Here is a 20439-nt window from a genome sequence, read left to right as displayed (position 1 = left end):
TTCAGACGGCCCTTTCTATCGTTACGGCCATCTTGCCGGGATTGAAGATGCCCGCCGGATCGAGCTTTTCCCTGATACGCTCAGAAAGCAGCGCCTCCGCCGGCGGGCGCGGTTCGAAGGCAGCGACAGTTGCGCGCACCGCGTCACTCGCCCTCAGCAATGTTGCATGGCCACCGCCCAGCGCCCGGATGGCGCCACGCAGCAAATCCGCCTCGGGGTCGGCTTCCATCTGCATCCAGACGAGGCCGCCCTGCCAGTCGTAAAAAGCATCGATACCCGCTTCCATGCGCAGCGCCGCGACAAGACGGTGACCTTCCGCGGGCGCGACCGAGACTTTCCAGAGCGGTTTTGCGCCCTGCCCGGCATAGGGCGCGACATCGCGCACCTGCCGCCACAAAAACCCGCTTTCCTCACCCTCCAGCAGCGCCCATGGGCCGACCCGATCCATGACCGAAAGGAGTTTCGCCGCGCGCGCCTCCACCGAGGCGGCGAGCCCTTCCAGCCGCAGAATGGTCGCCGGGCCTTCCGGCAGGGCACCGTCAATGAAGCGGGAACGCACGCTTTCCGGCAGATGCGCTGCACCGGAGACCTCAACGCTCATCGCCATCGCCGCCGCCATGATGCGCGTCGCCGCATCGTCATCGAGGCCGGAAACGATGACGGTTTTTTCTGCCGCTGGTTTCGGCAATACGCGGAAGGTGACTTCGGTGAGAAAACCGAGCGTACCGAAGGATCCGGCCAGGAATTTCGAGAGATCAAGCCCGGTGACATTCTTCATCACCCGGCCGCCGGCCTTGATGATCTCGCCGCTGCCATTGACGAAACGGATGCCGAGCAGGCTGTCGCGTGCCGCACCGGCCACGTAGCGACGCGGGCCGGAAACATTGGCGGCAAAGACACCGCCAATGGTCGGCTCGCCTTCGGTTGCCATGATCGGACGATGGTCCATCGGCTCGAAAGCCATCATCTGCCGGTTTTGTGCAAGGGCGGCCTCGACGGTGGCGAGCGGTGTGCCGGCCTTGGCGGTCATGACCATTTCGGCGGGGTTATAGGCGACGATGCCGGACATTGCGCGGGAGGAAAGCGTTTCATCTGCCGCAACCGCATTGCCGAAACCGGAGCGGGTGTTGCCGCCGATGATTTTTAGCGCGGCTTTTCGGTCGGCGTAATCGCGGATGATGTCGGCGACCTGGGTTTCTGCATAGGGGGTCAGCATGGGGTGGTGGGCTCCGGGCATGGGACAGGGACGTTTGTGCGAGGGGCACCCCCCTCTGCCCTGCCGGGCATCTCCCCCTCAAGGGGGGAGATCGGCAAGCGGATAGCCCCCTGCCTCTGGAACGAGCGGATGCGGCATATCGATCTCCCCCCTTGAGGGGGAGATGCCCGGCAGGGCAGAGGGGGGTAAGCCACACCCTCCAACGTCACAAATCTCACACCCATCACCCTCTCCCCTCCAGCGGAAACACCTTGGAAGGGTTCATCAGCCAGCCCTCGTCAAAGGCCGTTCGTACCGCCATCTGCTGGGCAAGATCGGCCTCGCCATATTGATGCCGCATCAAATCCCGTTTCTCGATACCGACACCATGCTCACCGGTGAGACAACCGCCCGCATCGACGCAGAGTTTCAATATTTCATTGCCCGCCTCTTCCGCGCGGGCCGCATCATCAGGATCATTGGCGTTGAACAGGATGAGCGGGTGCATGTTGCCATCGCCGGCATGGAAGACATTGGCGACGCGCAGGCCGAGCCGGTCGGTGATTTCGCTGGTCTTTTTCAACACATAGGAAAGCTGGGAAAGCGGTACCGTGCCATCCATGCAGATATAATCCGCGATACGGCCGGTTGCGCCGAAGGCGGATTTGCGGCCCTTCCAGATCGCCGCCGCCTCCATGGCCGACTGGCATTCCTTCACCGTCTTCACGCCGTGTTTTCTGGCAATGGTGACGATATCGGCCAGCATGGCGTCCATTTCCGCCTCGGAGCCTTCGACCTCGACGATCAAAAGCGCGCCGACATCCAGTGGATAACCCGCCTTGGCGAAGGCCTCGCAGATCTCGATGGCCGGTTTGTCCATGAATTCGATGGCGACCGGGATGATGCCCGCGCCGATGATATCGGCCACGCAGGAGCCCGCTTCTTCAGAGGTTTCGAAACCGAACAGCACCGGCCGCGCCCCTTCCGGTTTGGCGATCAGCCGCACCGTCGCTTCCGTGACGATGCCGAGCTGGCCTTCCGAACCGCAGACGAGAGCGAGAAGATCGTAACCGGCGGCGTCGAGATGTTTGCCGCCCAGCTCCAGCACCGTGCCGTCCACCAGCACCATTTTCACGCCGAGCAGATTATTGGTGGTGACGCCGTATTTCAGGCAATGCGCGCCGCCGGAATTCATGCCGATATTGCCGCCGATGGTGCAGGCAAGCTGCGAGCTGGGATCGGGCGCATAAAAGAAACCCTCCGCGCCCGCCGCATCGGAAATGGAGAGGTTGGTGACACCCGCCTGTACCCGCGCCGTGCGATTGTAAAAATCGAGTTCGAGGATCGCGCTCATCTTCGAAAGGCCGATCACAACCGCATCCTCCTGCGGGATGGCACCGCCAGACAACGACGTGCCGGCGCCACGCGGCACGACCGGAATGCCGTAGCGGTGGCAATATTTCATCACCGCCGCCACTTCTTCCGTCGTTTTCGGCAGCGCCACAGCCAGCGGCAGGCGGCGATAGGAGACGAAGGCATCGGTTTCGAAAGGCACGAGCTCACGCGGCTCGTGCACAAGACAGTCCACCGGCAGGATATCCTTGAGGTCCGCTATGATGCGGTCACGATCCGCGACGACCTTCGCGCGCGGCTCCAGAAACTTGATCGGCTGAGTCACCGCCCCTCCTCCATGCACGTTCCTCCAACTGGTATTCTTTCTTTACCACTTTGAAACGACGCAATCAAATGCTAAGGATTTTTTCCATTCCGGAAACAATCGGAGACAACTGTGACAAATCTGGGTGATCTGGAAGTCTTCGCAAGCGTTGCCGCCTCCGGCAGCATGTCGCTGGCCGCCAGGGAGCTTGGCTATTCGCCCGCCGTGATTTCCAAGCGCATCAAGCGGCTGGAAGAAAAGCTGGGCGCCCGGCTTTTCCAGCGCACGACGCGGCAGATTTCTTTGACCGAAGCCGGACAGGGTTTTTACGAGCGGGTGCTGGCCGTGCTGGAAGGGCTGGAAGAGGCCGAGGATTTTGTGTCCGGCCGGGCCAACACCGTTAACGGCACGCTGAAGGTTTCCGCCCCCACCTCCTTCGGGCGCATGCATATCGCGCCGCATTTGAAGGGTTTCATGGAACGGCATCCGGACCTGTCGGTCAATCTGGTGCTGAGCGACGAGTTCATCGATATCATCGAAGGCGGTTACGATCTGGCGATCCGCATCGCCGATCTCAATTCCTCCAGCCTTGTGGCCCGCAGGCTGGCGCCGGTGCGGCGTGTGCTCTGCGCCTCGGCGGATTATGTGGCCGCGCACGGCATGCCGGCCACGATCGAGGATCTGAAGAAACACCGCTGCCTGCCGGCGCACAATAACGATATCTGGCGGTTGGAGGGACCGGGCGGGGCGCTGAGCATCCGGCCGGAGGGCATGCTTGTCACCAATTCAAGCGAGGTGATCCGCGAGGCGGTGATATCCGGGCTTGGTATTGCGCTGCGTTCGACATGGGATATCGGCCATGAATTGCGCAGCGGGAAGCTGGTGCAGGTGCTGCCCGGTTATGAGGGGTCGCGCAATGTGACGCTGTCTGCGGTCTATCCGAGCCGGCAGTTCCTGCCTGCCAAGGTGCGGCTATTCATCGATTATCTCGCCGGGCTTTATGGGCCAGCGCCCTACTGGGAGCAGGGCTAAGGCGGTTAAGTCGCGCCGTCACCACCAATCTTCCCTCATCCCTGTGCTCGTCACAGGGATCCAGCCAGCCCAAGTCCTTGGGCTGAAAAGAGTCTTCCCTCCGCGCAGACGCGCGTCGACTGGATTCCTGTGCCAAGCACAGGAATGAGGGAGGTGGGGTGTTGTTCAATGCCCGCCTTCCGCATGGGAGCGGCGGATGCGGCGCACGACCCACCAGACACCAAGCACCGCGAAGGGAACGGAAATGCCGGTGACGACGGCCGGATCGACCGGCAGCACGTCATGGCTGATCGCCTTGGTGAGATAACCGATGAGCCCGACGACATAATAGGAGATCGCCGCGACCGAGAGCCCTTCCACCGTCTGCTGCAGGCGAAGCTGCATGGCGGCGCGCTTGTTCATGGTGTTGAGCAGCACCGTATTCTGCCGCTCCAGTTCCACATCGATCCAGCTCCTGACAAGCGCGGTGGCGCGATAGAGCTTGCGCGACAGGTTGGCCTGCCGCTCCTCCACTGACTGGCAGGTGCGCATGGCCGGCGCCATGCGCCGTTCCAGAAAGCTGCCCATGGTCTCATGGCCCTGAACGGGCGTTTCCGCGAGCGCCCGGATGCGTTCGCGCACGATGCCGTCATAGGCGCGGCTGGCGCCGAAACGGTAAAGGCTGAGTGCGGCATTGGCCTCCAGCTCGGCGGCAAGCCGGGTCATTTCGGCCAGCAGCGCATCCGCCTCGTCGCGGGCGTCGCTCTTCATGCGCTGGGTGATGCCGGTCAGGCCATCTTCGATGCGGCGAATGTCCGGCGACAGCGTCTGCGCCATCGGCAGGCCGAGCATGGCGAGCGTGCGATAGGTCTCGATATCGAGCAGCCGCTGCACCAGCGCGCCGCGGCTATAATCGGTGAGGCCCCGGTCGATGACCAATATCTGCGTCAGCCCGTCACGATCCTGGCGGAAATCGGTGAGGATCGCCGCCTGCCCGTCGCGCACATCGCTGTGACAGAGGCTGGTCGGTTCAAACATCGCTTCCGCCTGGGAGGTGACACCGTTTTCCGGGCGGATTTCCAGCCGCACGCCTGAGATCAGCGAACCGGGCGGCGAAAAGCCGTCACCGAAAGGGTCACCGGCAATCTCGCCGCCGAATTTCTCCGGCGCGGGACCGTCCCAGAACCAGGTCGAAAATTCCGTATGCCGCTCCCAGCGCAGCGTGCCCTGTCCCCAGGGCATGGCGTGGTGGCGGGCATCGCGCTCCGGCGGCGCGACACCGCGGCTGCGCGACATTTCCGCAATGACCGAATGGTGCACGGCCGAGCCGCCATCCATCATGAAGGCAAGCTGGATGATGATACGCGACGGGGCAAGCAGCACGGTCGGCCGCGCATGAACCTCGCCCAGAGCCAGCGATCTTTCCGGCGCGCTCGCGAATGCAAATCTACCCTTGGCCATTGCTATACCGTCCCCGCTTCTTATCCGGATTTCTAAAACATCGATTGCAATGAAAACATCGCAATCGAAGCCGATGTAATTGTTTTGATCCACCTGGCAGAAAAATCCGCCACCATCACCCTGTCCGGGAACTGCTTTAACAAAAGCCAATTCGAAAAGGCAGATGCCGCGTTGCCGCAGGCATTGATACAGCCGAACAGGGAACTGGATAGAATATTTGACCAGTGCGCCGCTTCGCTGATAATTTGCCCTGCATCACATGGGGGCGGCATTTCGCCGGAGAGTTCTGCGATGGACGAAACGCTTTTTGCGCGCATCGAGCACAGCCGCACATCGCAGGAGGTGATCCTACGTTTCGAGGAACTGATCCTCGACGGCATATTGCGCGATGGCGACCGGTTGCCCGGCGAGCGGGAACTGGCGCAGCGCCTGGATGTTTCGCGGCCAATCCTGCGGGAAGCGCTGAAAGAACTGGAGACGCGTGGCCTTCTCACCAGCCGCCATGGCGGCGGCACCTATGTCGCCGATATTGTCGGCCCGGTGTTTTCCGACCCGTTAAGTGCGCTGATCACCCGCCACAGCCGGGCGACGCGGGATTTCCTCGAATATCGCCGCTACGTTGAAGGCATGACCGCCGAACTTGCCGCAAAGCGGGCAACGGAACCGGACAGGCGCAACCTTGCCGCCATCGTCGACAGAATGCGTGAAGCGCATGAGGCGGGCCGCTTCGAAGAGGAGCTCTCGGGCGACGTGGAATTCCACAACGCCATTGGCGAGGCGGCGCATAATATCGTGCTGATGCACACATTGCGGTCCTGCTATCGGCTCCTGAGCGACGACATCTTCTATAACCGTCACCTCATCTTCACCATCGCGGGCGCCCATGACGAGGTGTTACGGCAGCACATCGCCATCCATGACGCCATCGCCGCCGGCGATCCGGCAGCAGCAAGGGCGGCGGCGGAAGCCCATATCGACTTCATCGTGGAGACGACGTCGAAGGCGCATCAGGCGCGCGAATGGGACCGGATTTCCCGCCTGCGACAGCAGCAGCGCAGCAGCTGAAAACGCCATCCGGCGAAATACACCATCCATTTTATTCGGGTTTTTATGGAACCTTTTGTGCTGTTCGGTCTTTTTATCGGGTTAATTGGAAAAATTTACCAAGATGGGACCCATGACAACCACGAGCGAAACTGAACGCTATCCGCGGATAGCTCTCATATCGACGCATGGCTATGTCGCCGCGCACCCGCCACTGGGCGCTGCCGATACCGGGGGACAGGTGGTTTATGTGCTTGAGCTTGCACGCAAACTCGGCCAGCTCGGTTATACCGTCGATCTTTATACCCGCCGCTTCGAAGACCAGCCGGAATTCGACGAGGTTGACGAGCGCGTCCGTGTGGTGCGCATTCCCTGCGGCGGGCGCGATTTCATACCCAAGGAATACCTGCACCGGCACCTGATGGAATGGTGCGAAAACGCGCTGCGTTTCATCAAGAAAAACGACCTCAACTACTCCTTCATCAACAGCCACTATTGGGACGCAGGCGTCGCCGGGCAGCGGCTTTCCGAAGCGCTGAAAATCCCGCATCTGCACACGCCGCATTCGCTCGGCATCTGGAAGAAGCGCCAGATGGAGACCGACTATCCGGAAAAATCCGATACGTTCGAGCTGGAGTTCAACTTCAGGGAACGCATCCAGCATGAGCTGATCATCTATCGCAGCTGCGACATGGTGATCGCCACGACGCCGGTGCAGCTTGACGTGCTGATCGAGGATTATGGCCTCAAGCGCAAACATATCCACATGATCCCGCCAGGTTATGACGACAACCGTTTCTTCCCGGTTTCGGATGCAACGCGGCAGATGATCCGCCAGCGTTTCGGTTTCGAGGGCAAGGTGGTGCTGGCGCTCGGGCGGCTCGCCACCAACAAGGGTTATGATCTCCTGATCGACGGTTTCTCCGTGCTTGCCGAGCGCGAGCCGGAAGCCCGCCTGCATCTCGCCGTCGGTGGCGAGAATATGGATGAGCACGAAACCACCATTCTCAACCAGCTGAAGGAACGGGTGAAATCGCTCGGTCTGGAAGACAAGGTGGCATTTTCCGGTTATGTCGCGGATGAGGACCTGCCGGATATCTATCGCGCCGCCGATCTCTTCGTGCTTTCCAGCCGCTACGAACCCTTCGGCATGACCGCGATCGAGGCCATGGCGAGCGGCACGCCCACCGTCGTCACCATTCATGGCGGGCTGTTCCGCGCCGTCAGCTACGGGCGCCATGCGCTGTTTGCCGATCCTTTCGACAAGGAAGACCTCGGCATTACCATGATGAAGCCGTTCAAGCATGAGCGGCTTTACGGGCGGCTTTCCCGCATGGGCGCGCACAAGGCGCGTAGCCTGTTCACATGGACCGGCATTGCCCAGCAGCTCCTCGCGCTCGTGGAAGGCAGGACCATGATGCCGGTTCTGGAAGAAGCAGACTGGGCCGAACCATGGAACGACGGCGATTGAAACCGCTTCGTCTTCTTTCCACCGATCTCGACGGAACCGTCGTTGGCGATAACGACGCCACGCGGCGGTTCCGTGATTTCTGGCACGCCCTGCCGGATGATCTTCGCCCGATTCTGGTCTTCAACAGCGGCCGGTTGATTAACGATCAGCTTGCGCTTCTGGAAGAGGTGCCGCTGCCGCAGCCGGACTACATCATTGGCGGTGTTGGCACCATGTTGCACGCGAAGAAACGCAGCGAGTTGGAAAACGCCTATACACATTCCCTTGGCACCGGCTTTGACCCACGAAAGATTGCCGATGTCATGTCCGGTATTGCGGGCGCGACGATGCAGGAGGAGCGTTACCAGCACGGCCTGAAATCGAGCTGGTTCCTGCATGACGCCGATGCCGCCGCGCTCGGCGAGATTGAAGCCGCGCTTCTGGCGGCCAATATAGACGCCCGCATCGTTTATTCCAGCGGCCGCGACCTCGACATATTGCCCAAGGCCGCCGACAAGGGCGCGGCCCTTGCATGGTTATGTGGACAATTACGTATCGGCCTCGACGAATCAGTGGTCTCGGGCGATACTGGCAATGACCGGGCGATGTTTGAATTGAAGACTATTCGCGGCGTGATCGTGGGCAATGCCCTGCCTGAGCTTGTCTCGCTGGCACATCAGGACAATCGCTTTTTTCACTCGACCGCCAAAGAGGCTGATGGAGTGATCGAAGGCCTCCGGCACTGGGGACTGAACCCCGGTCAAAGCAGTACCGGCCATAATTCATAGCGGGTTTGCATTCCGAATGGCTTGAAGGCAGGCAGAGAGAGCGTTACCGCATCGGCTGTCCGTCCGGGGAACCACCCGGTCGAAACTTTGTTCGCAAATCGACCACATCCCTTTGCCCAAAGGCTTCATCAGCATGAAGACAGTAGTGGGTTATGGGTAAAGGGGGATTGGCGGAATTTGCAGCGTCTCTATATTAGCAATTATCACTACCCGACGAAGAGGATTTATTCGGATTGAAGATTTTGAATCGATTGGCGACAGATGTTGGCTTGATGTTGCGCAGACCGCCGCGACAGCAATATGCGGCGCTGTGCTATCGATTGTCTAAGACCAATCCGGAGCCGGAAGTGTTGCTGCTGACCAGCCGTGACACCGGACGATGGGTCATTCCCAAGGGCTGGCCAATGTCCAACAAGAAGGCCCATGCGGTGGCCGAACAGGAAGCCTACGAGGAAGCCGGCGTCAAAGGCACGGTGGAAAAGGCCCCCTTCGGTTTTTATGAATACGAGAAAAAACTGAACAGCGGCATCAACGTGCCGTGCAGGGTTCAGGTGCACCTTCTCCAGGTTGCCGAAATGCAGGACAACTTTCCCGAAAAGGAAGCGCGCCGGCTGGAATGGGTCAGCCCCCGGGAGGCCGCCGCTCGGGTCAACGAGCCGGAACTGAAAGCGCTGATGCTCACTTTCGACAGGCGGATGGCGCATTCGAAATAGCGCGACTGCCGGAAATGTGGCAATCTGCCATCTGGTTCTCCGACATGGATCTTGCCGTCTTTTCTTTTGGGTCGTCTTTTCTTTTTGGAAAGACGTGCGAGATGCAACAGTCTTTCTGTAAATTGCCTTCAACCTGCGACACTGCCGGACGAAAGGGAATGCTGGCAAACGAGGTGTGAATGGCAACGAAGCCGCCATCGAACATGAAGCCGACGCTCGACAAGGATCTCGACAAGATTACCCGTGTCGAAGAAGCGACGCTGCATGTCACCCAGCAGCTTGCCGGCCTTGGCGCGGGGTTCATGTTCGTTGTGCTTGCGGCCGTCTTCGCCGGTGCTTTCGTCACTGGTACAGCTGGCGCCGTCATCATCATCGCCGCCGTTGCCATCGGCGCGTATATGGCTATCAATATCGGCGCGAACGACGTGACGAACAATGTCGGCCCGGCGGTTGGCGCCAAGGCCATGCCGCTTGCCGCCGCGCTTATCGTCGCTGCCATCTGCGAGATCGCGGGCGCGCTGATCACCGGCGGCAATGTCGTCGAAACCATTTCCAGCGGCATCATCAACGTGCAGACCATTCCCGACAGGACCGCATTTTCCTGGGCGATGCTGTCAGCACTTCTTGCCGCCGGCCTTCTCGTCAATGTCTCGACCTGGACCAGAGCCCCGATTTCCACCACCCATACCGTGGTTGGCGGGGTTGCCGGTGCCGGGATGGCCGCCTATGGGGCGAAAGCGGTCGACTGGCTGTCGCTCGGCAGCATCGCATTTGCCTGGGTGCTCGCGCCCTTCATCAGTGCCGCCATCGCCATCGCCATCCTTGCCTTCATCAAGGAATTCATCATCTACCGCGACGACAAGATCGGCTCCGCCCGGCTTTGGGTTCCGGTTCTGATCGGCCTGATGGCCGGTGTTTTCATGGCCTATCTCATCTGGGTCGGGTTGCATCAGCTCATCCCTGTGTCGCTTGGTTATGCCAGCATCGCAGGGCTGGTGACCGGGCTCGTGGCCTGGCGGATCTGCGTGCCCATTATCCGCAAGCAATCGGTAGGGCTGGATAATCGTAACCAGTCGCTGCGGATCCTGTTTCAGTGGCCACTGGTTCTTGCTGCCGGATTGATGTCCTTCGCCCATGGCGCAAATGACGTGTCGAACGCCATCGGCCCGGTGGTGGCCATCGTGCGGGCCCTGCATGACGAAGTGGTGCAGACATCCGCCCGCGCGCCTTTATGGGTGATGCTGGTCGGCGCCTTCGGGCTTTCCTGTGGTATTCTCCTTTATGGCCCACGCCTCATCCGCCTCGTCGGCGAGCAGATCACCAAGCTCAATCCGATGCGCGCCTTCTGCGTTTCCGTGGCCACGGCGCTCACCGTTCTCGTCGCCTCGCGCTTCGGCCTGCCGGTCAGCACCACCCATACGGCAATCGGCGCGGTGTTCGGCGTCGGCTTCTTCCGCGAATGGTACACGCAATCGTCACGCCGGCGGCAGGAGCTCGTCCAGTCAGGCGCAGGCCAGGCCCGCCGCACCCGCAAATATCTGGACAATCCTTCCGAGGTCCGCCGCCGCTACCTCGTCCGGCGCTCGCATTTCATGACGATCATCGCGGCCTGGGTGGTCACGGTTCCCGCGAGCGCGACGCTTGCGGCGCTGCTCTACTGGCTCCTGTCCTTCCTCTTTCTCTGACGCTGAAACCGAAAGTCCCATGCGCGCAAATTTCCGGATGCAACGCCTGTTCATCGAAGCCTCCCTCGCCGGGGGCGTGGCACAGGAAGCGACGAGCGAACAGTTCAACTACCTCGCCAATGTGCTGCGCATGACGGACGGCGCGGAAATCCTGCTGTTCAACGGCCGCGACGGCGAATGGAAAGCGAAACTCTCCTTTCCGAGCCGCAAGAAGATCATCCTTGTTCCGCTCGAACAGACGCGGCCGCAGCCGGATGCGCCGGATCTGCACTATCTTTTCGCGCCGCTGAAGGTCGGGCGGATGGATTATCTGGTGCAGAAGGCGGTGGAGATGGGCGCCGGGTTGCTGCAACCGGTGATGACGCAGCATGTTCAGGGCAAGATCCACAATACCGAAAAACTGCGCGCCAATGCCATCGAGGCAGCCGAGCAATGCGGCATTCTGTCCCTGCCCGAGGTGGCAGAACCGGTAAAACTGAAAGACATGCTGGAAACCTGGCCGGCTGACCGCCGCATCATCTATTGCGACGAGGGCGATGCCGGCCAAAATCCGCTGCCGGTCCTGCAGGCCATCAAGGAACGCAAGATCGCCCTGCTGGTCGGCCCGGAAGGCGGTTTTTCCGAGGAAGAACGGGAGTTGCTGCGCAGCCTTGCCTTCGTTACCCCTATCCCGCTCGGGCCGCGTATATTGCGGGCCGATACGGCCGCCGTCGCCGCGCTCGCCGTCATTCAGGCGGCAATCGGCGACTGGAACTGAGGGGCACCATTGCGCTTCATGCATCTTTAAAAGAAATTCATTTGCCACCGGATGCGATCCGGCCCTATCTGCCAATCATATGCCTCGCCGCAACAGAGACGTCATAACAAGGTAAGCCATGGCACGCGACACGACCGACCAGACACCCCTCTCCTCCGTCACGGAGCTTACAGATTATCTGGCGGGCGGTTGCAGGGCTGAAGCCGATTTCCGCATCGGCACCGAACACGAGAAATTCGCGTTTTTCCGCGAGGACAACAGCCCAGTTCCCTATTTCGGCGAGGCCAGCATTTCAGCCCTTTTGAAGGGCATGCAGGAAAAGCTCGGCTGGGAGCCGATCATGGACGGTGAAAACATCATCGGTCTTGGCGAACAGCATGGCATGGGCGCCATCTCCATCGAGCCGGGCGGCCAGTTCGAACTATCCGGCGCGCCGCTCGAAAACCTGCACCAGACCTGCAAGGAATCCAACCAGCATCTGGCGACGCTGCGCGAAGTGGCCGAGCCGATGGGCATCCGTTTCCTCGGCATCGGCGGCAGCCCGCTGTGGAGCTATGACGAGACGCCGCGCATGCCGAAATCGCGCTACGCGATCATGACGCGCTACATGCCGAAGGTCGGGACAAAGGGTCTCGACATGATGTACCGCACCTGCACCATCCAGGTTAATCTCGACTTCTCCTCCGAAGCGGACATGCGCCAGAAGATGCGCGTTTCCATGAAGCTGCAATCGCTGGCGACGGCGCTCTTCGCTTCCTCGCCCTTTACCGAGGGCAAGCCGAACGGTCTTCTGTCTTGGCGCGGCGATATCTGGCGCGATACCGACAATCGCCGCTCCGGTGTACTGCCCTTCACCTTCAACGACGATTTTGGCTTCAAGGATTATGTCGAATGGGCGCTCGACGTGCCGATGTATTTCATCGTGCGCGACGGCAAATATCATGATTGCACCCACGTCACTTTCCGGCAGTTCATGAATGGCGCGCTGAAGGGCGAAATCGCCGCATGGGAGCCGACCATGGGCGACTGGACGAACCATCTCTCCACGCTCTTCCCCGATGTACGCCTGAAGCGTTTCCTCGAAATGCGCGGCGCCGATGGCGGTCCGTGGCGGCGCATCTGCGCCCTGCCCGCCTTCTGGGTCGGTCTTCTTTATGACCAGGAAGCGCTGGACGCTGCCGATACGCTCACCGCCGGCTGGAGCTTCGATGAGGTGATCGCGCTTCGCGACGCCGTACCGGCCAAGGGCCTCACCGCAGAGATCGCCGGCAAGCCGCTTCTCGGCGTCGCCCGCGAGGTTCTCGACATTTCCCGCACCGGCCTGAAAAACCGCAAGCGGCTGAATGGCGAAGGTCAGGACGAGACCGTGTTCCTGTCATCGCTGGACGAGGTGCTGGCCAAGAAGACCACGCTCGCCGAAGACCTGCTCGCACTCTATAACGGCCGCTGGGGCGGTTCGGTGCTGCCGGTGTTCGAGGAATATCAGTATTGAGTTTATATCGGTAAACTGCGCCAGTGAGGCAAAGCCGGGCCATAAAAAAGCCCGGCGCGGCCGAGGGGCCTGACACCGGGCAAAGGCAGGGCTATTGGCAAATCACCCTGCGGGGAAAACCTTGCGGCTGGAAGCCACGTCCGGCAGCTGGAGGTCTGCCGGAGGCGGAATTTCAAAGCGTCTTGAAGCGCGTGACCGCGCGTTTGCGCGCAGCGCGGGTGAGATGGGCCGTCGGATCTTCCAACAGGCCAGTATTGAGAGCATCGCTGACATCCGACCGCACCAGACCGATATCGGCAAGAAGACGGTCATCAAGTTCCGTGAGACCATTGGCCACGATACGATTGTAGATGCGCTGCACGAACGTTTTAACGCCGGAAACACCGAGGACAGCGGCGCGACGCCAGGCGTCCCCCGGCCGTGCGGTTGCGAGTTCCAGTTCCATTCTCCGTTCTGCCGTGCGCATGATACATATCCTCTCGTAACGGCACGATGCGGCACCGCCCCCCGACGCACCACGCGCGAGAAGCTGCCTTGGGTTGGGGGCTCGACGTCTCGTCGGCCCGCGGTTGATACTGATTTGCTGGGTGTCAAAATGTCGCAAGACTATTGATCAGTCCAACGAATGTTTCTAATGTGAGATATCAATCATTCTGATGGATGACCGTCCATGTCCGCACCTCTCGATATAGATCAGCTGCACACCTTCATCGCCATTGTCGATTCTGGCAGTTTCACCAAGGCCGCAGACCGCGTTTTCAAGACGCAATCCGCCGTGTCCATGCAGATGCGGCGATTGGAAGAGCGTATCGGCAAACAGCTTTTCGCCAAGGACGGGCGCGGCAACCGCCTGACGGCGGAGGGCGAAAAGCTGATGAATTACGCCCGCCGCATCATCCGTCTCAACAATGAGGCGATTGCGGCCTTCGATGACAACCGGCTGGAAGGCACGCTGCGCATCGGCACACCTGATGATTACGCCGACCGCTACATGCCTGAAATCATCGGGCGCTTCGCCAAGACCCACCCGAATGTCGAGCTTTACATCGTCTGCGAACCTTCGGTCAGCCTTGCCGAAAAAATGGCGCGCGGTGAACTGGATATCGCGCTCGTCACCCATAATCCCCGTGCCCGCTCCTCGGATGTGGTGCGAACCGAACCGCTCTGCTGGGTCGCCTCCGCCAACCATCCGCTGAAGGACGACGCGCCGGTGCCGCTCGCCGTTGGGCGGCGCGATTGCCACTGGCGCCAGCTTGCCTGTTCGGCGCTCGATGCCGACGGGCGGGATTATCAGGTATTGTTCACCAGCTGGTCTTCCACGGTGGTCGCCGCCGCCGTGCTGGCCGGCATGGCCGTCTCGGTGCTGCCGGAATCGGCGCTGCGCACCGGCATGAAGGTTCTGACCGCCGCGGATGGCTTCCCGCCCCTGCCGCCGGTGCAGATCGGGCTGATGAAGCGGCCAGGCCTCTCGCCCTCGCTGGTGAACGCCATTACCGACCACATCACCGCCTGCCTCGACAATATCTCGCCGATGAGCGTTGTCGACGAAATGGACAATGATGTGAAAACCTACCCCAAGATGCCGCGCCTGCGTGCCGGGCATATGCTGCCGGGCTGGTGACCGGGTGGTGGGATGCGGGCGTGTGATACGCAAGCATCCGCCGTCACCGCGAGGAGATGATCCGGCACCGCAGACGGAGAAAAGGTTTCCGCCTTTATCGTCAGCCTGAGCCGGCCAAACCAGCTCGCCTTATCGTCCGCCCGCGCGTCCCGCCTATCGCGCCCGCAGCGAGGCGACGGCCAGCAGCGTGTCGCCGCTGATGCCTACCGAGCCGCTGCCATTGAACAGCGCCATGATCGGATTGGTGGTGTTCTGCTTGTCATCATACATGATGGTGAAACGGGCGATCAGTTTCTTGACCTTGTCGGGATCCTGAAAGTCCTTGATGTCGAAATATTTCTTCATCATCGCCACCTGCGTATCAACCGGTGCATTGCCGAGTTCATCGGGAATACTGAAGGTGGTGTTGATGAAATTCTGGATCGCGGTATCGGCGAGAATGGAGTAGTAAGACGTCGTTCCCGTCGCCATGCGCTTGAAATAGAGCGCGAGGCGCACACCGGCATTTTCTTCACCCGCCTGCGTTTCCAGCGTCTGGGTCAGATAATTGTCCAGCGTCTCGTAAAGGCCGCGCCGCGTCTGGATCAGGCTGCGATCCTCGTGAAGAAGGCTGCCATCCGCATTGAAATTGAAGGCGGTGACGAGGCGGCGGAAAACCGGATCCATCTCCTTGTTGACGTAACTTTCGCTATCGTCGAGCTTCGAGGTGAATATTTTCTCGAGCTGTGCCTTAGTCACGCTTTTCGGATCGATGCCGAGCGATTCCATCGCGAACTTCGTCAGGCGATCATTGCCCAGAAACTCCTTGAGCGTCTTGATCTTCTGCATCTCGTCGGTGAAATATTCAGCTTCCTTCTTGGCCGCTTCCTTGTCCTTTTCCGTGCCGAAAGCGGATTTTTTCTTGATATAGTCGGCCGACATGGTCTGCATCTCTATTTCCGACTGCGCCAGAACCGGCGACCCCACCTTGCCGTCGGATGCGAAATTGAAAAGCTCCGCCAGCTTGACGTAGCGCTCGTCTTTCAGGGTATAGACGTAGCTTTTCTTGTCCTGCAGGTCGCTGGTAAGGACCTTGCGGATATCGGCCGGATTCACCTTGGCCGGATCGAGGCCGACGGCTTTCAGCGCATAATTATAGACCGCGCTGCTTTCGAGGAAATCCTTGACCGACGTGACGCTTTTTATGTCGCTCTTGTACAGCTTGATCGCCTTTTCGTCGGCAGCATCGTCCTTGTCATTATAGTGGATCATGTAGCCGCTGGTGGTGGTCGCGGTCTGTGTCGTCGTCTGGGGTGTTGTACCCGCAGCCAGCGTTCCATCGGTCTGGAAGTTGAACGCATTTCTCAAGGCGAGGTAACGTTTGTCATTCTTGCCAAAGGTAGCGATGTAATTGTTCGGGTCGTTCAGATCGCTGGTCAGGATGTTCTTGATCGTTGCCGTCACGGTGGTCGCGTCGTTCAGGTCAAAGGCAACCTTGATGTAGTTGAGAAGCCGCGTATCCGAGGTCAGTTCGTCCACGGTCTTGATCGAGCCGATCTTTGATTCGAAATAATCCCTGTTCAGCGTGGCGACGGTGGGCGTCACGCGCGGCGCGCTGCTGATATAGGCATCCGTCATGACCTTGAGATTATCCGCCGTCTGCGCCCCGCCGGCGGCCACCGTGCCGTCATTCTTGAATTCGAAGGCGGCGGCAAGCTGCGCCATCTTGTTATATTGCGTGACGGTGTTGGACAGCGTCGTCTGCTCCGCCTTGATGGCCGCGAGTTTCGCCGCCCATTCGTCCTTGGGCGGCAGCACCGCCTCAAGCTGGGTGAGCTGATCCTGCCGGGTGACCTTTTCCGCCTCGAGCTTCGTACGCTCCTCGGCCGTCAAGCCGGTGCCTGCCAGCGCGGTGTCGATGGCCGTCACGCGGGCCGTGACCTGCGCATGCAGTTCGATATTGCCCTTCATCGCCAGTTTCTCGACCGCATCATTATAGGCCGCGCCGTATTTCTGGTTGATGTAGCTGTCGGGATCGTCAACCTCGCTCGTCATCAATCCTTTGATATGGGCATAGGAATAGGTCTTCTCATCGATACCGAAGACCTGGAAGATATAGGCGCGGGTCCGGTCGTTGCGCAGCAGCTGGTCCACATTGGTCACCGTGCCGATGATCGCCTTGTAATAACGCGTCTCTTCCGCAAGGCTGTCGTCCAGATTGGTTATCGATGTGTCGTAAAGCCCGATCATCTTGTCGAGCTGGGCTTCCGTCTGGACCGTTTTCGTCGATGAGGTGAAATTGAAGGCGGCTGCGAATTCCCGATACCGTTCGTCGGTCAACTTGTTGGCGAAGCTGTTCTGGTCGTTCAGATCGCTTTCCAGCACCTTTTTCATGAAGGCCTTGGCATAGGTCATCTCGCTGAGACCGAAGGCATCCATGGCATAGGAATAGAGCTGGTAGTTGTTGAGGAAGTCATCGACGCTTTTCACATTGCCGATGTTTTCCTTGTAATATTTCGTCTGCCGTTCGACGATCCCCTGCTGCGATACGCGCGAGATGCTTGTCTTCATATCGCGGTTGATGAGGTCGTAGCTGAGATAAGTCGATACCATCCGAATGCTCCCTGAAACACCGCCTGTCCCGTCAGACACCGCGCGCTCCGGTTTTTGAATCCACATATCGTGCCCCCATCTGGACGCACGGCAAGCCTTGGCATGACTATGCGGGAGACGCCTTGCCCGGAGCTTGAAAGAGCATAATTTCGGCGCGATGAAAAACCGCATTGTCTCGATCTGCTTTACCTAAGCGAAACCATGCCACAGTGTGTTTTGCTAACCATTTGGGAATGCAAAGTTTTCTTAACCGCGATTTTTAAGCAGTCTCGAACAGGCGGCGGATATTCTCCCGACATCAGAGGACGAAAAGTCCCGATGAGAAGACCGGAAACCGGCTCTCAGGTAAAACAAGGGTAGAATAAACATGACCAAGACCGTTCTGAAGCCCGACTGGGCCGTCGCCACTCTCAGACTCGACCCGGCACGTTTTCCGCAACAGGTCACCTATGGAAAAGGCAATGGCGCGACCGATGTCGCCGTCACTCTCGATGAACGGGGCGCCGTTCTGAGAAAGGTTCTCACCTCTTCCGGCCTGCCTCTGTCCTTCGCTTTGCCAGCGCGCGCCTTCAAGGGTGTCGCCGCCCGCGCCATCGACCATGGCGACGGACAGGTCACCGTAACGCTGGAACTGCACCATGACGATCCGGACCTCTGCGTTCCGCTGCTGGTCGCCCATGATCTCTGCGATATCGCCGCCGACTGGCGCAGCTGGTCCGAGGCCTACCGCATTCCCATGCTGATGGTGGAAGCCGATGGCGTCGCTCGCCCGCTGGAAGAACATCTCGGCAAGGTACGCACCCAGAACAGCCGCCCGCGCCGCCGCCACTCCTATTTCGCGGAGCGCCGCCCGCGCTTCCTCGTTCGCCGCTCCACCGGCTCGCTCGGCATGCGCATGAAGATCGAGGGCAAGGAAATCATCGCCCGCAACTGATCTTCTTCAGTCCAGAACACAAAAAGCCCGGTGCGGATGACGCGGCCGGGCTTTTTCGTATTGCCTGTTCCCGCAGCTTACGCCAGCAGCAACGGCAGGATAAGGCCGGCGAAAATCAGCACACCGACACGGTTGTTGGATTTGAACAGCACGAGGCATTGGTCGACATCATCGATATCGAGCACCCAGACCTGCCGGAACAGCATGAGGGCGGCGGCGGCCAGACCGCTATAGGCAATGACGTTAACACCCGCCCCCCAGAAGGACAGGAAAATCATGGCAAGGGCTGTGCCATAAAGGAAAACCAGCCAGCGATGTGTGTTTTCCCCAAACAGCAGGGCGGTTGAACCGATGCCCACGGCCGTGTCGTCTTCCTTGTCCTGATGGGCGTAGATTGTATCATAACCGATCGTCCAGGCGATGGAGCCGACATAAAGCAGGACAGGCGGCCAGGCGAGAGAACCGAACTGCCCGGCCCAGCCCATCAGCGCACCCCAGGAAAAGGCGAGGCCGAGGAAAAACTGCGGCCAGTTGGTGAAACGTTTGGCAAAGGGATAGATCGCTACAAAGACCAGCGAGGCTATGCCGGTGAGGATCGCGAAACCGTTAAACTGCAGAAGCACGACCAGCCCGGCAAGTGCCTGCAGCACAATGAAGAGCTTGGCTTGCCCTCGGCTCACCCGGCCGGAAGGCAAGGGCCGCGAGCGGGTGCGCGCCACGGCCATGTCGATCTTGTGGTCGGCGAGATCATTATAGGTGCAGCCGGCGCCACGCATCGCCACCGATCCGATGAAGAACAGCACCAGATGCCAGATCAGCATGCCCCAGGAAAAGCCGCCGCTCACAACCGCCGCATTGGCCGCGAGGGCTGCGGACCAGAAACACGGCCACATCAGCAATTGCCAGCCGATGGGGCGATCCCACCGCGCCAGCTGCGCATAGGGCCAGAGGGACCTCGGCAAAATCCGATAGACCCAGTTATTGGATGGCGCGTCGGAAACGCGGTCTGATAAATCGCTGTGGTGAACCATGGTATGGTTCTACAGCATTGGCGGGAAAATCGGAATGGATTTCAGCACCGGACCATTCAAGCAAAAAGCCCCGCTGCGGCTTCCGCAACGGGGCTTCGCGTGGCCTTGTCGCCTGCCTCTCAGGGCAGAGAGAAATTGAATTTGTAGCTTGCCTGAACACCGATGATGAACTGGTTTTTCGAACCGCGCTCGCGCACCAGCGAACTGTCGGCGGCGTCACCCGTCAGGCGGCGATATTCCGCAAACGAGCCAACTTCCGCGTTTTCGGTGACCTTCCAGGTGATGGCAGCGCCGACGCCGGCGGAATGCAGGCCGCCGCCCGGGCTATAGGGCGATGGCGCGCCGGCGGCCGTCTGGGCCGCGCTCACACCATAATAGCGGTCATTATATTTGCTGCTCACCCATGTCGCGCGCGGACCGGCGGAAATCTGGACGCCGGGGGCGATATCGGTGAAGACATCGGCGTTGAGATCCGCCACCACGCCGCTGTGACTGCGGATACCCTGACGGACTTCGCCGCGAATGCGCAGCCAGTCGGTCGGATAAGCTTCGGCGAACCCGCCAAGCTCACCGCCGCGCTTGATGCGCGTCATGCCCTTGAGATCAGCCGAATCGCCTTCGTCACGCGGGGAAACCAGCTTGCCGGCGAGACCCATGCTGATCGGGCCATTGTCGAGAAGCGAGATCGAGGCGCTGTCGTTGCGCGAGGTGAAACGCGCGCCCTGCCCCTGACGGCCGAGCGAAATAATGGGCGAAAAGCCGAATTCATTCTTGTTGTCGCCCTGGTATTTCGGCGCGGTGAAACCCGCACCGCCGAGCTTCAGATACCAGTCGCCGGAAAACCAGCCTTCAGCATGGGCATTGCCCACGGCAAAAAGCGACAGGACACAGGCGGCGACGGCCGCTGATGGCTTGAACATGAAAGAACCCCAGAAACGCAATACAGACAGGTGTCCGTAGAATTAGAGGGATTGTCTTTCCATTCCATTAACCAGAGCGGGAAGAAGG

General features: G+C 60.1%; 18 protein-coding genes. 10 read left to right on the top strand and 8 right to left on the bottom strand.

Annotated elements, in window-relative coordinates; all coding sequences use genetic code 11:
* Position 1: 1 nt before the first annotated feature.
* Positions 2-1216, bottom strand: a complete 1215-nt coding sequence (glcE, locus tag O3S81_RS08035; protein WP_269342137.1) for a glycolate oxidase subunit GlcE — start codon at positions 1214-1216, stop codon at positions 2-4.
* A gap of 223 nt (positions 1217-1439) precedes the next feature.
* Positions 1440-2873 (bottom strand): FAD-binding oxidoreductase, encoded by a 1434-nt coding sequence (locus O3S81_RS08030; RefSeq protein ID WP_269342136.1) that lies wholly within the window; start codon positions 2871-2873, stop codon positions 1440-1442.
* A 111-nt stretch (positions 2874-2984) separates the two neighbouring features.
* On the opposite strand from O3S81_RS08030, the gene O3S81_RS08025 reads away from it, so the two are divergent.
* Positions 2985-3884 (top strand): LysR family transcriptional regulator, encoded by a 900-nt coding sequence (locus O3S81_RS08025; protein ID WP_269342134.1) that lies wholly within the window; start codon positions 2985-2987, stop codon positions 3882-3884.
* Between the two features lie 165 nt (positions 3885-4049).
* Here O3S81_RS08025 and O3S81_RS08020 read toward each other — a convergent pair whose 3' ends face one another.
* Together O3S81_RS08020 and O3S81_RS08015 are read right to left on the bottom strand one after the other, a co-directional pair.
* Positions 4050-5324, bottom strand: coding sequence for a DUF3422 family protein (locus tag O3S81_RS08020; protein WP_269342133.1), 1275 nt, complete (start codon positions 5322-5324; stop codon positions 4050-4052).
* 32 nt (positions 5325-5356) lie between these two features.
* Positions 5357-5641 (bottom strand): hypothetical protein, encoded by a 285-nt coding sequence (locus O3S81_RS08015; RefSeq protein WP_269342131.1) that lies wholly within the window; start codon positions 5639-5641, stop codon positions 5357-5359.
* Between O3S81_RS08015 and O3S81_RS08010 the strand changes: the two genes are divergently transcribed.
* The 7 genes from O3S81_RS08010 to O3S81_RS07980 all read left to right on the top strand — a co-directional run bounded on the left by O3S81_RS08010 (position 5616) and on the right by O3S81_RS07980 (position 13253).
* On the top strand, positions 5616-6389 hold the full coding sequence (locus O3S81_RS08010; protein WP_269342129.1) for a FadR/GntR family transcriptional regulator: 774 nt from the start codon (positions 5616-5618) through the stop codon (positions 6387-6389). The genes O3S81_RS08015 and O3S81_RS08010 overlap by 26 nt on opposite strands.
* Positions 6390-6492: 103 nt before the next feature.
* Positions 6493-7839, top strand: coding sequence for a glycosyltransferase family 4 protein (locus O3S81_RS08005; protein WP_269342127.1), 1347 nt, complete (start codon positions 6493-6495; stop codon positions 7837-7839).
* Positions 7836-8606 carry an HAD family hydrolase gene (locus O3S81_RS08000; RefSeq protein WP_269342124.1) on the top strand — a complete coding sequence of 257 codons (771 nt, stop codon included), beginning with the start codon at positions 7836-7838 and terminating at the stop codon, positions 8604-8606. The genes O3S81_RS08005 and O3S81_RS08000 overlap by 4 nt, the downstream gene beginning before the upstream one ends.
* Positions 8607-8878: 272 nt before the next feature.
* The gene (locus O3S81_RS07995; protein WP_269342122.1) at positions 8879-9319 is read left to right on the top strand and encodes an NUDIX hydrolase; all 441 of its coding nucleotides are present in this window, start codon (positions 8879-8881) and stop codon (positions 9317-9319) included.
* Between the two features lie 179 nt (positions 9320-9498).
* Positions 9499-11004, top strand: coding sequence for an inorganic phosphate transporter (locus tag O3S81_RS07990; RefSeq protein WP_269342120.1), 1506 nt, complete (start codon positions 9499-9501; stop codon positions 11002-11004).
* Between the two features lie 19 nt (positions 11005-11023).
* Entirely contained in the window at positions 11024-11761 is a 738-nt protein-coding gene (locus O3S81_RS07985; RefSeq protein ID WP_269342118.1) for a 16S rRNA (uracil(1498)-N(3))-methyltransferase, read from the top strand.
* A 118-nt stretch (positions 11762-11879) separates the two neighbouring features.
* Positions 11880-13253: a glutamate--cysteine ligase gene (locus tag O3S81_RS07980; protein WP_269342116.1), complete on the top strand. Its 1374-nt coding sequence runs from the start codon at positions 11880-11882 to the stop codon at positions 13251-13253.
* Between the two features lie 172 nt (positions 13254-13425).
* Here the strand turns inward: O3S81_RS07980 and O3S81_RS07975 are convergent, their stop codons facing one another.
* A complete protein-coding gene (locus O3S81_RS07975; RefSeq protein ID WP_269342114.1) occupies positions 13426-13719 on the bottom strand; it encodes a DUF1127 domain-containing protein in 294 nt (97 codons plus the stop codon).
* 204 nt (positions 13720-13923) lie between these two features.
* Here O3S81_RS07975 and O3S81_RS07970 point away from each other — a divergent pair, with 204 nt between their 5' ends.
* A complete protein-coding gene (locus tag O3S81_RS07970) occupies positions 13924-14874 on the top strand; it encodes a LysR substrate-binding domain-containing protein (RefSeq protein WP_269342113.1) in 951 nt (316 codons plus the stop codon).
* A gap of 153 nt (positions 14875-15027) precedes the next feature.
* Here the strand turns inward: O3S81_RS07970 and O3S81_RS07965 are convergent, their stop codons facing one another.
* Complete coding sequence (locus O3S81_RS07965) at positions 15028-17466, bottom strand: DUF1217 domain-containing protein (RefSeq protein ID WP_269342110.1); 2439 nt, start codon at positions 17464-17466, stop codon at positions 15028-15030.
* Positions 17467-17833: 367 nt separating this feature from the next.
* On the opposite strand from O3S81_RS07965, the gene O3S81_RS07960 reads away from it, so the two are divergent.
* A complete protein-coding gene (locus O3S81_RS07960) occupies positions 17834-18400 on the top strand; it encodes a DUF6101 family protein (protein WP_269342108.1) in 567 nt (188 codons plus the stop codon).
* A 77-nt stretch (positions 18401-18477) separates the two neighbouring features.
* On the opposite strand, the gene ubiA is transcribed toward O3S81_RS07960, so the two are convergent.
* Both ubiA and O3S81_RS07950 read right to left on the bottom strand, forming a co-directional pair.
* Positions 18478-19431, bottom strand: a complete 954-nt coding sequence (gene ubiA / locus O3S81_RS07955) for a 4-hydroxybenzoate octaprenyltransferase (protein WP_269342107.1) — start codon at positions 19429-19431, stop codon at positions 18478-18480.
* 119 nt (positions 19432-19550) lie between these two features.
* On the bottom strand, positions 19551-20351 hold the full coding sequence (locus O3S81_RS07950; RefSeq protein WP_269342105.1) for a MipA/OmpV family protein: 801 nt from the start codon (positions 20349-20351) through the stop codon (positions 19551-19553).
* Positions 20352-20439 lie beyond the last annotated feature (88 nt).

Origin of the sequence: Agrobacterium sp. SOY23, assembly GCF_027212525.1 — a bacterium.
Taxonomy (GTDB): domain Bacteria; phylum Pseudomonadota; class Alphaproteobacteria; order Rhizobiales; family Rhizobiaceae; genus Agrobacterium; species Agrobacterium tumefaciens_I.
This window is presented reverse-complemented; position numbering and strand designations above follow the sequence as displayed.

Excerpts from the sequence above, each read along its gene's own strand:
- glcE (WP_269342137.1), bottom strand. The coding sequence starts at position 1,216 with ATGCTGACCCCCTATGCAGAAACCCAGGTCGCCGACATCATCCGCGAT.
- O3S81_RS08020 (WP_269342133.1), bottom strand. The coding sequence starts at position 5,324 with ATGGCCAAGGGTAGATTTGCATTCGCGAGCGCGCCGGAAAGATCGCTG.
- O3S81_RS08010 (WP_269342129.1), top strand. The coding sequence starts at position 5,616 with ATGGACGAAACGCTTTTTGCGCGCATCGAGCACAGCCGCACATCGCAG.
- O3S81_RS08015 (WP_269342131.1), bottom strand. The coding sequence starts at position 5,641 with ATGCGCGCAAAAAGCGTTTCGTCCATCGCAGAACTCTCCGGCGAAATG.
- O3S81_RS08005 (WP_269342127.1), top strand. The coding sequence starts at position 6,493 with ATGGGACCCATGACAACCACGAGCGAAACTGAACGCTATCCGCGGATA.
- O3S81_RS07995 (WP_269342122.1), top strand. The coding sequence starts at position 8,879 with ATGTTGCGCAGACCGCCGCGACAGCAATATGCGGCGCTGTGCTATCGA.
- O3S81_RS07990 (WP_269342120.1), top strand. The coding sequence starts at position 9,499 with ATGGCAACGAAGCCGCCATCGAACATGAAGCCGACGCTCGACAAGGAT.
- O3S81_RS07985 (WP_269342118.1), top strand. The coding sequence starts at position 11,024 with ATGCGCGCAAATTTCCGGATGCAACGCCTGTTCATCGAAGCCTCCCTC.
- O3S81_RS07980 (WP_269342116.1), top strand. The coding sequence starts at position 11,880 with ATGGCACGCGACACGACCGACCAGACACCCCTCTCCTCCGTCACGGAG.
- O3S81_RS07975 (WP_269342114.1), bottom strand. The coding sequence starts at position 13,719 with ATGCGCACGGCAGAACGGAGAATGGAACTGGAACTCGCAACCGCACGG.
- O3S81_RS07970 (WP_269342113.1), top strand. The coding sequence starts at position 13,924 with ATGTCCGCACCTCTCGATATAGATCAGCTGCACACCTTCATCGCCATT.
- O3S81_RS07965 (WP_269342110.1), bottom strand. The coding sequence starts at position 17,466 with ATGGTATCGACTTATCTCAGCTACGACCTCATCAACCGCGATATGAAG.
- O3S81_RS07960 (WP_269342108.1), top strand. The coding sequence starts at position 17,834 with ATGACCAAGACCGTTCTGAAGCCCGACTGGGCCGTCGCCACTCTCAGA.
- ubiA (WP_269342107.1), bottom strand. The coding sequence starts at position 19,431 with ATGGTTCACCACAGCGATTTATCAGACCGCGTTTCCGACGCGCCATCC.
- O3S81_RS07950 (WP_269342105.1), bottom strand. The coding sequence starts at position 20,351 with ATGTTCAAGCCATCAGCGGCCGTCGCCGCCTGTGTCCTGTCGCTTTTT.